Origin of the sequence: Kitasatospora sp. SolWspMP-SS2h, assembly GCF_003259315.1 — a bacterium.
Taxonomy (GTDB): domain Bacteria; phylum Actinomycetota; class Actinomycetes; order Streptomycetales; family Streptomycetaceae; genus Kitasatospora; species Kitasatospora fiedleri.
This window is the reverse complement of record NZ_QLLT01000030.1, coordinates 26934-40587: the sequence shown is the minus strand read 5'-3', so window position 1 is coordinate 40587 and position 13654 is coordinate 26934. Positions and strand designations below refer to the sequence as shown.

General features: G+C 76.2%; 12 protein-coding genes. 8 read left to right on the top strand and 4 right to left on the bottom strand.

From position 1 onward, the window contains the following. The first annotated feature begins 70 nt into the window (after positions 1-70). A complete protein-coding gene (locus K353_RS28695) occupies positions 71-1267 on the top strand; it encodes an inorganic phosphate transporter (RefSeq protein WP_111556420.1) in 1197 nt (398 codons plus the stop codon). Between the two features lie 28 nt (positions 1268-1295). Further along, positions 1296-1520, top strand: a complete 225-nt coding sequence (locus K353_RS28690) for a hypothetical protein (protein WP_111556419.1) — start codon at positions 1296-1298, stop codon at positions 1518-1520. Positions 1521-1549: 29 nt separating this feature from the next. On the opposite strand, the gene K353_RS28685 is transcribed toward K353_RS28690, so the two are convergent. Further along, the gene (locus tag K353_RS28685) at positions 1550-2233 is read right to left on the bottom strand and encodes an MBL fold metallo-hydrolase (RefSeq protein WP_111556445.1); all 684 of its coding nucleotides are present in this window, start codon (positions 2231-2233) and stop codon (positions 1550-1552) included. Between the two features lie 159 nt (positions 2234-2392). Here K353_RS28685 and K353_RS28680 point away from each other — a divergent pair, with 159 nt between their 5' ends. Next, positions 2393-3250 (top strand): CHAD domain-containing protein, encoded by an 858-nt coding sequence (locus tag K353_RS28680; RefSeq protein WP_158585503.1) that lies wholly within the window; start codon positions 2393-2395, stop codon positions 3248-3250. A gap of 25 nt (positions 3251-3275) precedes the next feature. On the opposite strand, the gene K353_RS28675 is transcribed toward K353_RS28680, so the two are convergent. Next, positions 3276-4055 carry a uracil-DNA glycosylase gene (locus K353_RS28675; RefSeq protein ID WP_111556417.1) on the bottom strand — a complete coding sequence of 260 codons (780 nt, stop codon included), beginning with the start codon at positions 4053-4055 and terminating at the stop codon, positions 3276-3278. A 109-nt stretch (positions 4056-4164) separates the two neighbouring features. Here K353_RS28675 and K353_RS28670 point away from each other — a divergent pair, with 109 nt between their 5' ends. The 3 genes from K353_RS28670 (at position 4165) to K353_RS28660 (ending at position 6948) form a co-directional block, all read left to right on the top strand. After that, a complete protein-coding gene (locus K353_RS28670) occupies positions 4165-5118 on the top strand; it encodes a slipin family protein (RefSeq protein WP_111556444.1) in 954 nt (317 codons plus the stop codon). A 108-nt stretch (positions 5119-5226) separates the two neighbouring features. Then, on the top strand, positions 5227-5649 hold the full coding sequence (locus K353_RS28665) for a CBS domain-containing protein (protein WP_111556416.1): 423 nt from the start codon (positions 5227-5229) through the stop codon (positions 5647-5649). A 171-nt stretch (positions 5650-5820) separates the two neighbouring features. Further along, positions 5821-6948, top strand: a complete 1128-nt coding sequence (locus K353_RS28660; protein WP_370447674.1) for a PP2C family protein-serine/threonine phosphatase — start codon at positions 5821-5823, stop codon at positions 6946-6948. 61 nt (positions 6949-7009) lie between these two features. On the opposite strand, the gene K353_RS28655 is transcribed toward K353_RS28660, so the two are convergent. Continuing rightward, complete coding sequence (locus tag K353_RS28655; RefSeq protein WP_111556414.1) at positions 7010-7870, bottom strand: maleylpyruvate isomerase N-terminal domain-containing protein; 861 nt, start codon at positions 7868-7870, stop codon at positions 7010-7012. A 311-nt stretch (positions 7871-8181) separates the two neighbouring features. Here K353_RS28655 and K353_RS28650 point away from each other — a divergent pair, with 311 nt between their 5' ends. Beyond that, positions 8182-9180, top strand: a complete 999-nt coding sequence (locus K353_RS28650) for a Gfo/Idh/MocA family protein (protein ID WP_111556413.1) — start codon at positions 8182-8184, stop codon at positions 9178-9180. A gap of 244 nt (positions 9181-9424) precedes the next feature. Continuing rightward, positions 9425-10627 carry a C40 family peptidase gene (locus tag K353_RS34970; RefSeq protein ID WP_199528278.1) on the top strand — a complete coding sequence of 401 codons (1203 nt, stop codon included), beginning with the start codon at positions 9425-9427 and terminating at the stop codon, positions 10625-10627. An 84-nt stretch (positions 10628-10711) separates the two neighbouring features. Here the strand turns inward: K353_RS34970 and K353_RS28630 are convergent, their stop codons facing one another. Continuing rightward, positions 10712-13603: an FAD-binding and (Fe-S)-binding domain-containing protein gene (locus tag K353_RS28630; RefSeq protein ID WP_111556412.1), complete on the bottom strand. Its 2892-nt coding sequence runs from the start codon at positions 13601-13603 to the stop codon at positions 10712-10714. Between the last annotated feature and the right edge of the window lie 51 nt (positions 13604-13654).

Genomic DNA, 13654 nt, shown 5'->3' with positions numbered 1-13654 from the left:
CGCGGAATCTGCGCACGGGGTTCACACCGCGGTCGCCGGGAGGACCGGGCCGCCGTGCTGCCATGGAGACATGGCACACGTGTCGTTCCTCGTCGTCCTGGTCGTCGTGACGGCCCTCGCCTTCGACTTCACCAACGGTTTCCACGACACCGCCAACGCCATGGCCACCTCGATCGCCACCGGTGCGCTCAGCCCGCGGACCGCCGTGCTGATCAGCGGCGTCCTCAACCTGGCGGGCGCGTTCCTGTCGACCGAGGTGGCCCGGACGGTCTCGGGCGGCATCGTGGACGACGCGCTGGTCACCCCGGGGGTGATCTTCGCGGGGCTGGTCGGCGCGATCCTGTGGAACCTGACGACCTGGCTGCTGGGCCTGCCCTCCAGTTCCTCGCACGCCCTGTTCGGCGGCCTCATCGGGGCGGTCTGCGTGGGCGTCGGGACCGGCGGCGTCCACTTCGTCACGGTGGTGCAGAAGGTCCTGCTGCCCGCGCTGCTCTCCCCGCTGATCGCCGGCGCGGCGGCCCTGCCCGCCACCTACCTCGCCTACCGGCTGACCTCCGGCGGGCGGCGCGACCGCCCGCGGGCCGCAGGGTCCGCGGGGACCGCGCGGCCCGGGCCCGCCGACGCGGCCGTCCCCGAGCGCGGCTTCCGGGTCGGGCAGGTCTTCTCGGCGTCCCTGGTCTCGCTCGCCCACGGCACCAACGACGCCCAGAAGACCATGGGCGTCATCACCCTGACCCTCATCTCGGCCGGGGCGCTGGACAGTTCGGCCGGGCCGCCGCTGTGGGTCGTGGCGGCGGCGGGCCTGGCCATCTCGCTGGGCACCTACCTGGGGGGCTGGCGGATCATCCGGACGATGGGCCGGGGCATCACGGACATCCACCCGCCGCAGGGCTTCGCCGCCGAGACCGCCGCCACCGCCGTCATCCTCTCCTCCGCGCACCTGGGCTTCCCGCTCTCCACCACGCAGGTGTGCTCGGGCGGCATCCTCGGCGCCGGGCTGGGCCGCCGGCTCGCCGAGGTGCGCTGGGGCACCGCCGGGCGGGTCGCCGTCGGCTGGGCGCTGACCCTGCCCGCCGCCGCGGCGGTCGGCGCGCTGGCCGCGCTGCTGGTGGTGCACGGCGGCACCCTCGGGATCGCCGTCACCGCGCTGGCGGCGCTCGCGCTCAGCACCGTGATCGTCCTCGCGGCCCGGCGGGCGCCGGTCGACGCCTCGAACGTCAACGACGACCACACGGTGGCCCTGCGTCCGGCCCCCACGTCCGCCTGACCCGTCCCACCGCGCCCCGGGAGGGCCCGTGCACATCAACTGGACCGCGCTCGGCCAGGTCGCCCTGGTCGGCATCGGCGCCACCACCGCCCTGGTCTGCCTGTTCGCGACGGGCCTGCGGGCCGCGGACCGCGCGGCGGCGGCCCCCGCGCCCCGGCGGCCGCCGCTACGGCTGGCCGCCGGCCTGTGCTTCCTGGCCTGCCTGACCGCCACCGCCTACGGCCTCTACCTGATCGTGCCCGCCTTCCACTGAGCGTCCGCCGCTCCCGCCGGAGCCCCGGCTCACCCGGCCTCCGCCGCCGCGCGCAGCGCCGCCGCCGCGTCCCCCACCAGCGGCGCGCCGTGGCCGAACACCGCGTGGGCGGCGCCGAGCCCGGCCAGGCGGTGCAGCGAGGCGACGGCCCGGGCCCGGTCGGTGTTGAACACGCCCAGCGTCGCGCGGCCCACGTTGGCCACCGCGTCGCCCGTGAACAGCAGGTCCGGGCCCGGCAGGTGCAGGGCCAGCGAGCCGTCGGTGTGCCCCGGCACGCCGACCACCCGGGCCCCGCCCCCGAACGGCAGCACGTCGCCGTCCACCACCTCGACGTCCACCGGGCACGGCGGCGCGGGCGGCAGCGCCGGCACCGCCGCCCGGATCGGACGCTCGAACTCCTCCAGCACCGGCGGCGCGCCCACCGCCTCGCCCCGGATCACCGGCGCCTCCACCCGGTGCGCCACCACCGGCACGCCCCCGTAGCGCGCCGCCAGCCGGGCGGCACCACCCGTGTGGTCCTCGTGCCAGTGCGTCAGCACGATCCGGGCCAACTCCCCGCCCGGCACCGACTCCACCAGCGCCGCGACCCGCTCCTCCGTCCCCACCGCCCCGCTGTCCACCAGCGTCAACTCCCGTCCGTCCGACCACAGGTAGACCGCGCCGACCGGCAGGACCAGCATCCGCAACCCCGGCAGCACCTCGATGACGTCCATGCCGGCAGTCTGCCCGCCCACCCCGCCCCCGTCCCCCGGATCTGCCCGTGGCAGACGGGCAACCCGGACCGGCGGCGGACCGCCGACGGCGCGGCGCACCGGACGGGCGATCCGCGGACCGCCTACCCTGGGACAGCACGGACGGAAGGACGTGACGACGTGGCCCACCGGATCGACGGCAGCGCGGGGGACGTCATCGCCGCGCGCCTGCGCACCCTGACCGCCCAGCTCGCCGCCCTCGCGCCCGACGTCCGCGCCGACCGCCCCGACGCCGTCCACCGGATGCGGACCGCCGCCCGCCGCCTGCGCAGCGCCCTGCGCACCCACCGCCGCCACCTGCGCGGCGACCACACCGCCACCGAGGACGAACTGCGCTGGCTCGGCCGGGCCCTCGGACCGGCCCGCGACACCGAGGTGCTCGGCGCCCGCCTGCTCGCCCAGGCCCGCGAACTGCCGCCCGGCGGCGACCGCGAGCGCGTCCTGGCCGAACTCACCGCCTGGAGCGCCCGCGAGGCCCGCGAGGCCCGCGTCCGGGTCCGCACCGCCCTCGACGGCGAACGCTTCCGCCGCCTGCTCACCACCCTCACCGCCCTCGCCGCCGACCCGCCGCTCACCTCCCGGGCCGCCAAGCGCGCCGGGCCCGAATTCACCCGGGCCCTGCGCCGCGAGCACCGCCGCACCGCCGAACGCCTCGCCGCCGCCCGCCGCGCCCCCGAGGGCCCCGCCCTCGAACGCGCCCTGCACGACGCCCGCAAGGCCGCCAAGCGCGCCCGCTACGCCGGGGAGAGCGCCGGCCGCCCGGCCCGCGCGTTCACCCGCCGGATGAAGGCGCTCCAGGATGTCCTCGGCCGCCACCAGGACGCCGTCGTCGCCCGCGACACGCTCCGGGCCCTCTCCGACGGCGGCTTCGGCTACGGCGTCCTCTACGGCCGGCAGAGCGCCGAACTCGGCTTCGCCCGCGAACTGCTGCCGCAGGTCTGGGAACAGGCCGCCCGGCGGCCCCGGAAGCTGCGCTGAGCGCCCTCCCCCGCCCCCGGACGGCTCAGGCCGGGTCCAGCCCGGCGGCGACGGCCGCGGTGCGCAGCAGGTCGTCGACCATCGGGAGGGTCAGGCGCCCGGTGTAGGTGTTGCGCGGGCTGACGTGGAAGCAGCCGAAGAGGTGCAGCTCGGGGCCGTCACCGGTGGCGGGCAGGACCGCGTGCGCGCCGTGGCCGAAGACCGGCTTGGGGCGCGGGACCCGCCAGCCCGCGGCGGCCAGCACCGGCAGCACGGCCTGCCAGGCGAAGCCGCCGAGGGCGACCACGGCCCGCACGGTCGGGCGCAGCTCGTCGAACTCGCGGACGATCCACGGCCGGCAGGTGTCGCGTTCGGCGTTGGTCGGCTTGTTCTCCGGCGGGGCGCAGCGCACCGGGTCGGTGATCCGCACGCCGTGCAGCCGCAGGCCGTCGCCGTGCCAGGTGGACTCCGGGCGGTTGGCCAGGCCGAGCCGGTGCAGCGAGGCGTACAGCACGTCGCCGGACGGGTCGCCGGTGAAGATCCGGCCGGTGCGGTTGGCGCCGTGCGCGGCGGGGGCGAGGCCCACCAGCACCAGCCGGGCGTCGCGGGGCCCGAAGCCGGGGATCGGCCGCGCCCAGTACTCCTGCTCCCGGAACGCCCGCCGCTTGACCAGCGCGGTCTCCTCCCGCCAGGCCACCAGCCGCGGGCAGGCCCGGCAGTCGACCACCAGCTCGTCCAGCTCGGCCAGGTCGCGGACGCGCGGGGCCAGGACGGCGGGGGAGGAGTCGGCGGGCGGTTCCGGGAAGGAAGCGGGAAGCGGTTCCATGGACCGATCCTACGGGCGGCGTCCGCCCCGGGAGAGGAGGGCGCGGAGTAGCGTGGAGGTACGGGTCCGGGCACCGGTCGGGCCGGAACGTCGGGTCGAGGTGACGGCGATGATCGTGGTCGGCGCGGTGGTCGCGCTGCTGGTGGTGCTGGGCCTGTACGCCGGGCTGAGCGTGCGGATGGTGCAGCAGACCCAGCTCGGGGTGGTGTTCCGGTTCGGCCGCGTGCTGGACGGGGTGCGCGGGCCCGGGCTGGCCCGGATGGTGCCGGTGGCGGACCGGATGCGGCGGGTGAACGTGCAGATCATCACCATGCCCGTCCCCGCGCAGGAGGGCATCACCCGCGACAACGTGACCGTCCGGGTCGACGCGGTGGTGTACTTCAAGGTGGTCGACCCGGTGAAGGCGGTCGTCAACGTCCAGGACTACCACTTCGCGATGTCGCAGGTCGCGCAGACCTCGCTCCGGTCGATCATCGGCAAGAGCGAGCTGGACGAGCTGCTGGCCAACCGCGAACCGATCAACCAGGGCCTCGAACTGATGCTGGACAGCCCGGCGCTGGGCTGGGGCATCCAGATCGACCGGGTGGAGATCAAGGACGTGGCGCTGCCCGAGTCGATGAAGCGCTCGATGGCCCGGCAGGCCGAGGCCGACCGGGAGCGGCGGGCCCGGATCATCACCGCCGACGGCGAGTTCCAGGCGTCCGCGCGGCTCTCGGAGGCCGCGAAGGTGATGTCCGCGACGCCCGCCGCGCTCCAACTGCGGCTGCTCCAGACGGTGGTGGAGGTCGCCGCGGAGAAGAACTCCACCCTGGTGCTGCCCTTCCCGGTGGAGCTGCTGCGCTTCCTGGAGAGCTCCACCGACCGGGCCGCCGCACAGACCGCGCAGGCCGCCCGGGCCGCGCAGGCCGACGGCGACGGACCCGCCGGGCCCGGCGCCCCGGCGGGAGAGGTCGGGGCGCCGGACCCGGGCGTCGAGCAGCTGGAACTCCCGCAGGTCGCCGCCGCCGCCGAACTCGCCGCCGGCTCCGGCCCGTTGCGGGTGGCGCCGCCGCACGCGGCCTGACCGGCCGCCGCCGGCGGTGGCGGCCCGCCCCGGCCCGGGGCGAGCATGGGAGGACGGATGTACCGTGCGCGGGGACGCCGCGCACCAGCCAGCTCGGGAGGTCCGGACATGACCACCGCGAAAGAGATCATGCACTCCGGCGCGGAGTGCGTCACCGGCGAGCAGACCCTCGCCGAAGCCGCCCGGATCATGCGCGACCGCGGGGTCGGCGCGCTGCCGATCTGCGGCCCGGAGCAGAAGCTGCTGGGCATCCTCACCGACCGCGACATCGTGCTCGGGTGCGTCGCCGAGGGCCGCGACCCCGCCGCCGTCCGCTGCGCCGAACTCGCCGCCGGACGGCCGCTGGTGATCGAGGAGGACGAGGACGCGGACCTCGTCCTGGAGGTCATGGAGGAGCACCTGGTGCGCCGCCTGCCGGTGATCAACCACCCCGACCACCAGCTGGTCGGCATGATCACCGAGGCCGACATCGCCCGGCACCTCTCGCAGGACCGCCTGGCCGAGTTCGTCACCGCCATCACCGCGCGCTGAACCCCGCCCCGCCCCTGCCCGCTCCTGCTCCTGCCGTGGCGGGTGCGGGTGGCGGGTGCGGGCGTACAGGCGGGGACCGAGGGCGGCGGCCGGCGGTGACGCGGCGCCGCGCCCCGGGCACGCGCGGTGCACCGGGTCGTGGGGGCGGCGTCCGCGGTGCATGGTGGTGGGGTGGGAGTGCGGCGGAGACTGGCCGGCCTGCTGAGCGAGCGGCGCACCGGACGACTGATGGTGCTGCTGCCGATCGGCCTGATCGTGCTGATCTCGGCCATCGACATCTCGATCTCCCCGAACATCCACCTCGGCCCGCTGCTGGTGGTCGCCCCCGCCATCACCCCGTCCTTCGCGGGCACCCGGCTGACCGTCCTGATCGGCCTGCTCGCCCTGGTCGCGCAGGCCGTCATCGCCGTCCTGCACGGCGGCCTGTTCACCCCTAACCACCAGGCCCAGCTGGTCGCGCTCGCCGCGGTCACCGGGGTCGTGGTCGCCTACACCCGCATCCACGAGCGCCACGGCCGCGAACTCGACCGGGTCCGCACCGTCTCCGACGCCGTCCAGCGGGTCCTGATGCGCCCGCTGCCCGACCACGCCGGCCCGCTGCTGATCGCCACCCGCTACCTCGCCGCCGACGACGAGGCCAACGTCGGCGGCGACCTGTACGCCGCCGTCCGCACCCCGCACGCCACCCGGCTGCTGATCGGCGACGTCCGCGGCAAGGGCCTGGCCGCCGTCGGCGACGCCGCCGCCCTGCTCGGCGCGTTCCGCGAACTCGCCCACCACCACGAGGACCCCGCGCGGCTGGCCGACGCCCTCGAAGCCTCCTACCGCCGCCACCTGGCCGAACTCACCGACAGCGGCCAGGACGTGCAGGAGAACTTCACCACCGCCCTCGTCCTCGACCTGCCCGACGACCGCCCCACCGCCCGGATCGCCGACTGCGGACACCCCCCGCCCCTGCTGCTCACCCCCCGCGGCGCCCACCCGCTGCCGCTGCGCCGCACCGCGCCCCCGCTCGGCATGAGCGCCCTGGGCCCGGTCGAGCGCCGCACCGAGGAGTTCGACTTCCCGCCCGGCAGCACCCTGCTCCTCTACACCGACGGCGTCACCGAGGCCCGCGACGCCGCCGGCGCCTTCTACCCCCTCCCGGACCGGACCGGCCCGCTCCAGCCCGCCGGGACCCCCCGCGCCCTGCTCGACGCGCTGCGCCGCGACCTGCTCGACCACGTCGGCGGACGCCTGATGGACGACGCCGCGCTGATCGCCGTCACCCGGCCGCTCGCCGTCACCCGGCCGCGCTGAGCGCCGCCCGCGCGCGGCCCGATGGCGGGAGCCGGACGGGCGGGAAGGCCCGTCGGCGGGTTCACGGGGACGGCACCAGCCGGGTCAGCCGCGGCGCCAGCCACGGCTTGCGGCCGCCCGCCCGCAGCAGGCCGCGCGCGACCGCCTTCCACTGCGGGCTGCGCCGGAACGCCACCAGCAGGAAGGCGACCGGGTCCGCGGAGATCCGGCAGTCCGGCGTGCGGGGCGCGGGGCCGGTGGTCACCGTCATCGCGCCGTCCCGCACCGCCAGGAACAGCCGCGGGCCGCCCCGCACCGCGAGCTCGAACACCACGTCCACGCCGCGCGCCCGCTCCCGGTCCAGGGCCAGCGGCATCATCACCGGCATCGCCTGGCCGAGCACCAGCCGGGCGTGCTCCGGCTCGATCCGCCACGGTAGGCCGGTGGCGCGGGCGATGTCCAGCCCGTGCACCAGGCACTCGCTGAGCAGCAGACCGGTCGACGCGGCCACCGTGAGCGCCGGCTCCGGGCCGTACCACGGGGTGGCGACCGGGGCCTCCGGGGCGAGCGGCGCGGTGGCGCGCAGGAAGAGCTCGGCCCGCTCCGCGATGAACCCCGCCCGCCGCTCGCCGGTCCGCTCGCCCACCAGTGCCACGGCCCGGGCGTTCACCGCCGCCATCCGCGGCCCGAACGCCGGCTCCCCGCCCGGCAGCACCTCCGCCCAGTCGACCGGCTCCTCGTCCGACACCGCCGAGCAGTACGCCCAGAACACCGCCGCCAGGTGCGCGCCGACCTGCCCCGCCGACCACTGCGGCAGCGCCGAGCGGTGCCGCAGCCCGTGGGTCCGCTCCAGCAGCACGCACAGGCGGTCGACCGTCCCGGCGAGCGCGGCCCGGGTCGCCCGGTGGGCGACGGCGGCGGGATCGGTGCGGTGGTCGGTCATGGCGTCGGCCCCCAGACGGCTACGAGTGCGGCGCCACGCGCCGGACCGGCAGGCTACCGCCCGGTAACGGACGGCGGAACCCACCGCGGAGGAAGAGCGGACGAAAACCGGCCGCCCGCGCGCGCCCGCCGTCCGGACCCCGCGCCCGCCGCCCGGCCCGCGCGCCTCCCGGCACCGGGCTCCGCGCCTCCCGGCATCGGACCCTGCACCTTCCGCCACCGGGCCCCGCCGCCCGGAGGGGGCTGCCGGCGCAGGTGGGGCGGTGGATAGGCTGGGGCGGCCGTGGCGTTGCCGGACCCGAGGAGCGTGCAGTGCGACCGATCGCCGACCGACCGATCCGTTGGGGCGTGCTCGCCACCGGCGGCATCGCCACCTCCTTCGTCGAGGACCTGGCCGCCGTCCCCGGCGCGGAGGCGTTCGCCGTCGCCTCCCGGCGGGAGGAGTCCGCCCGGGCCTTCGCCGGGCGGCACGGCATCCCGCACGCGTACGGCAGTTGGCAGGAGCTGGCGGCCGACCCCGAGGTCGACGTGGTCTACGTGGCCACCCCGCACTCCGCGCACCACGGCGCGACCGCGCTGCTGCTGGAGGCGGGCAAGGCGGTGCTCTGCGAGAAGCCGTTCACCCTCAACTCGGCCCAGGCCGCCGAGCTGGTCACGCTGGCCCGCAAGCGCGAGGTCTTCCTGATGGAGGCGATGTGGACCTACCTCGACCCGACCGTGCGGCGGATCACCGAGCTGGTCGCGGACGGCGCGATCGGTGAAGTGCGCTCCGTACAGGCCGAGTTCGGGTTCACCGCGCAGGAGGACCCGGCGCACCGGCTGTGGGACCCGGCGGCGGGCGGCGGCGCCCTGCTCGACCTCGGGGTGTACCCCGTCGCGTTCGCCCAACTGCTGCTCGGCGCGCCGGAGTCGGTGCAGGCGTGGGCCCGGCTGACCGACCTCGGGGTGGACGCCAACACCGGCATCCTGCTCGGCCACCCGAACGGCGCTACCGCCCTGCTGTCCTGCTCGCTCGACGTGCAGTGCGGCCAGCGGGCCGCCGTGCAGGGCAGCGCGGGCCGGATCGAGATCGAGCGGGACTTCTTCCACCCGGCCGGGTTCACCCTGTACCGCGACGGCGCCGAGCCCGAGACCTTCACCGGACCGGCGAAGGCCGGGCACGGCTACGGGCTGGAGGCCGCCGAGGTGATGCGCTGCCTGCGGGCCGGCGAGACCGAGTCGCCGCTGGTGCCGCTGGACTCCACGCTGTCCGTGATGCGCACCCTGGACGCGGTCCGGGAGCGGATCGGGGTCCGCTACCCCGGCGAGTGACCCGCCACCGGCGCGGCGGGGCACTGGACCCGCCGCACCGGCGCGGGGCGCGGTGGCGCACCGGCGCGAAGGTGAGGGAGCGAGGGGGACGAGGGAGCGAAGCGGCGGTGAACGCCGCGCGGCGGGTGCGGGGGAGTGCGTCCGGGGTCTACCGGGCGGCGGGGATGCGGTGCTTGAATGTCCGCCAACAATCCCCGCCCCCACGACAGTTCGGGACACCCCTGTGACTACGCGCGTCAACCCCATGCCGCGGTGGACATCCGTACCACTGCGCTGCGCGGTGATCCTCTCCCTGGTGGCCTCCTTCGCGGTCTTCTTCGTCGGCGCCGCCGCCCGGCCCGCCCAAGCCGCCCCCGCCTGCGGGGTCCTCTCCTCCGGTGCCGCCCCACAGGCCGTCGCCGCGGTCGGTGCGGCCTGCGACCAGATCGGCACCCCCTACTCCTGGGGCGGCGGCCACGGCTCGGCGCCCGGCCCCAGCTACGGCAGCTGCGACGCCTCCAACGGCGCCCCCAACGACTGCCACGTGCGCGGCCTCGACTGTTCCGGACTGGTCCGCTACGCCTACTACCTCGCGGTCGGCGCCGACGTGATCAACGGCACCACGTACACCCAGTGGCCGAGCTCCCGCGCCGTCGCCCGCTACTACCGGTCGGACGGGACGGCTCCGCTGCTCCCCGGCGACCTGGTCTTCTTCGGCGGCACCGCCTCCACCATCCACCACGTCGCCATGTACCTCGGCAACGGCTACATCGTCGAGGCCCCGTACTCCGGCGGCTACGTCCGGGTCGCCGCCCTGTCCTCGCACGGCGACTACTACGGCGCGATCCGCCTCTACGGCCCGGGCGGCGGCAGCCCGACCCCGCCGCCGTCGAACGGCGGCCAGTACTGGGTGGACACTTTCGCGAACGCCGCGGTGTACGCGTCGCCCACCGGTACGGCACAGACGGGCACGCTGTACCAGGGCACCAACTACGTGTTCTGCAAGGCGTGGGGGCGGGAAATCGCGAGCGGTTCGTCGTACAACCACTGGTGGTTGAAGACGGATCCGGACGTGGGCCCGGGTGGTCAGTGGGTGTCGGCGTTCTACCTGTCGCGGTGGGGCAACGACGTGGCCAAGGACAACAACGGCACGGTGATCCCCGACTGCGCGGGCGGCGGCGCCCCGCCCAGCACCGGCAAGTACTGGGTGGACACCTTCGCGAACGCCGCGGTGTACGCGTCGCCCACCGGTACGGCACAGACGGGCACGCTGCACCAGGGCACCAACTACGTGTTCTGCAAGGCGTGGGGACGCCAGGTGGCGAGCGGGTCGTCGTACAATCACTGGTGGTTGAAGACGGACCCGGACGTGGGGCCGGGTGGTCAGTGGGTGTCGGCGTTCTACCTGTCGCGGTGGGGCAACGACGTGGCCAAGGACAACAACGGCACGGTCATCCCCGACTGCTGACGGCGCGCCGCCGGTGCGGCCGCGGCCCGCTCCACGCGGTGGTGGAGCGGGCCGCGGCCGCACCGGTCCGGGCCCGGTGGGCCCTCAACTCCCGTCGTTCCTGTCGGCCTGCTCGAAGGCCCGCAACAGCACCTCCGCTAGGTGCAACGGCCGTGCGTCCGGCTCCAGTTGGGTGATCTGGGTGCGGCAGCTCAGACCGTCGGCGAGCAGCAGCGTCCCCGGGTCGGCGGCCCGGACGGCGGGTAGCAGGGCCCGTTCGGCGGCGGCCACCGACACCTCCCAGTGGCCCCGCTCGAAACCGAACGCGCCCGCCAACCCGCAGCAGCCGGAGTCGAGTTCGCGGTTGTCCAGGCCCAGCCGGGCGGTGATCCGCCGGTCGGCACCGGTGCCGAGGACGGCGTGCTGGTGGCAGTGCACCTGGGTCATCGCCGCGCCGGACAGCTCCGGCAGCTCCACCGCCCGCCCGTCCAGGAACTCGTCCAGGAACTCGGCCAGGGTGCGGATCCGGGACGGGAGTTCGGACGTCCGGCCGGGCAGCAGCCGCGCCCAGTCCGCCCGCACGGTGGCCGTGCAGGACGGCTCCAGACCCACCACCGGCAGGCCGGGCGGCAGTTCGCCCAGGTTGCGCACCGAGCGGGCCACCACCCGCCGGGCCAGGCCGAGTTGCCCGCTGGCGACCAGCGTCAGCCCGCAGCACACCGGCCCGGACGGCAGCACCACCCGGAAGCCCAGCCGCTCCAGCACCAGCACGGCCGCCCGGGCCGGGGCCGGGTCCAGGAGTTCGGACATCGAGTCGGGCCACAGCAGCACCGCCGGGGCGTCCGCCGCCACCGGGTGCGCGGCCCGGTGGGCGCGGAACCAGGCGCTGAACCGGCGCTCCGGCAGTGCGGGCAGCTCGCGGCGCGGATCGACGCCGCCGAGCCGCTTGAGCACCGGCGCGCCGAACCGGCCGCGCAGCACGGCGTTGGCGGCGCGCGGCGCGAGGTGGGCCAGCCGCAGCCAGAGCGGCAGCCAGCCGAACGACAGGTGCGCGGCCGGACGCGGCCGGAACCGGTAGTGGTGGTACAGGAATTCGGACCGGTAGGTGGCCATGTCCACGTGCACCGGGCAGTCGCTCGCGCAGCCCTTGCAGCCCAGGCACAGGTCCAGCGCCTCGCGCACCTCGGGCGAGCGCCAGCCGTCGGTGACCAGCTCGCCGCGCAGCATCTCGCCGAGCAGCCGGGCCCGGCCCCGGGTCGAGTGCCGCTCCTCCCCGGTCACCATGTAGCTCGGGCACATCACCCCGGACGAGGTGTCCACGCACGTGCCGACGCCCACGCAGCGGTGCACCGCCGCCAGCAGGCTGCCGCCGTCCTCCAGGTAGGGCAGGGTGAGCGGCAACTCCCGTCCGGGGAAGCGCAGATCGGCGTCGAGCGGGCGCGGATCGACCAGCAGCCCCGGGTTCAGCAGGCCCTCCGGGTCCCAGATCCGCTTGAACCGGGCGAACAGCTCGATCACCTGCGGCGGGAACATCCGCGGCAGCAGCTCGGCCCGGGCCTGCCCGTCACCGTGCTCACCCGACAGCGAACCGCCGTGCGCCACCACCAGATCCGCCGCCTCCACCATGAACTCCCGGAACTCTTCCGGCCGTTCGCGCAGCGGAAAGTCCAGTCGCAGGTGCACGCAGCCCTCGCCGAAATGCCCGTACGGCACCCCGCGCAGCCCGTGCCGCTTCAGCAGCGTGCGCAACTGCCGGAGGTACGAGCCCAGTTGATCGACCGGGACGGCGGAGTCCTCCCAGCCCGGCCAGGCCGCGCCGCCCGGCCGCCCGTCCGGCCCCGGCGGCAGCCGGGTGACGATGCCCGCCCCGGCCTCGCGGATCGCCCACAGCGCCCGCTGCTCGCCCGGGTCGGTCACCAGCACGGCCGTCGCGGACCGCTCCCGCCGCACCGCGTCCGCCAACTGCCGTGCCCGGTCGGCGGCTTCGGCGGGCGTCGCGCCCCCGGTCTCCAGGAACAGCCAGCACGCGCCGTCCGGCAGCCGGTCCAGCACCGGCGGGCGCGGGCCGGACGCCAGCAGCGCGGCCACCAGGTCCGCCGCCATCCCCTCGCAGGTCAGCGGTGCCAGCGGGAGCAGCCCGGGGACTGCGTCGGCCGCCGCCGTCTCGTCCGGGTAGCCCGCCACCACCAGCGCCCGGGCGGCCGGTTCGGGCACCAGCCGCACCGTCGCGCCCAGCAGCAGCGCGCACGTCCCCTCGGTGCCGGTGACCGCCCGGACCAGGTCGTAGCCGCGCTCGGGCAGCAGTGCGTCCAGCGGGTAGCCCGAGCCGCGCCGGGGCAGCACCGGCATCGCCCGGCGCAGCAGCCCCAGGTTGTCCGCCGCCAGCGCCTGCAACTCCCGGTGCAGCCGGCCGACCCGGCCCGGGGCGGCGGCGAGCGCGGCCCGCTCGGCCGGCGGCAGCGGGCCGGTGACGGACAGCTCGGTGCCGTCGGCCAGCAGCAGGTCCAGGCCGTGCAGGTTGTCGGAGGTGCGGCCCCAGGCGAGGGAGTGCGAACCGCAGGCGTCGTTGCCGATCATCCCGCCGAGCGTGCACCGGCTGTGAGTGGACGGGTCCGGCCCGAAGCGCAGCCCGAACGGCCGCGCGGCGCGCTGGAGTTCGTCCAGCACCGTGCCCGGCTCGACCCGGGCCGTGCGCCGCTCCGGATCGACCTCCAGCACCCGCCCGAAGTGCCGCCGGAAGTCCAGCACCACCGCGCCCGGCCCGATCGCCTGACCGCCGATGCTCGTCCCCGACCCGCGCGCCACCACCGGCACCCCGTGCTCCCGGCACACCCGCAGCACCGCCCGCACGTCCGCCCGGTCGAGCGGCTTCACCACCCCGCGCGGCACCTGCCGGTAGTTCGACGCGTCCTGCCCGTACACGGCGCGCTCGGCGGTGTCGAAACGGACCTCGCCACGGACGGCGGCGGCGAGGGCGCGGGCGAGATCGGAGGCCATGCCCCGATCATCCCAGGCGGAGCCGCGCCCGCGCGGCTTCGCCGGCCTCTC

Coding starts and splice junctions, on each gene's coding strand:
- K353_RS28630 (WP_111556412.1), bottom strand. CDS start 13,603: ATGGCCTCCGATCTCGCCCGCGCCCTCGCCGCCGCCGTCCGTGGCGAG.
- K353_RS28685 (WP_111556445.1), bottom strand. CDS start 2,233: ATGGACGTCATCGAGGTGCTGCCGGGGTTGCGGATGCTGGTCCTGCCG.
- K353_RS28675 (WP_111556417.1), bottom strand. CDS start 4,055: ATGGAACCGCTTCCCGCTTCCTTCCCGGAACCGCCCGCCGACTCCTCC.
- K353_RS28695 (WP_111556420.1), top strand. CDS start 71: ATGGCACACGTGTCGTTCCTCGTCGTCCTGGTCGTCGTGACGGCCCTC.
- K353_RS34970 (WP_199528278.1), top strand. CDS start 9,425: ATGCCGCGGTGGACATCCGTACCACTGCGCTGCGCGGTGATCCTCTCC.
- K353_RS28665 (WP_111556416.1), top strand. CDS start 5,227: ATGACCACCGCGAAAGAGATCATGCACTCCGGCGCGGAGTGCGTCACC.
- K353_RS28670 (WP_111556444.1), top strand. CDS start 4,165: ATGATCGTGGTCGGCGCGGTGGTCGCGCTGCTGGTGGTGCTGGGCCTG.
- K353_RS28655 (WP_111556414.1), bottom strand. CDS start 7,870: ATGACCGACCACCGCACCGATCCCGCCGCCGTCGCCCACCGGGCGACC.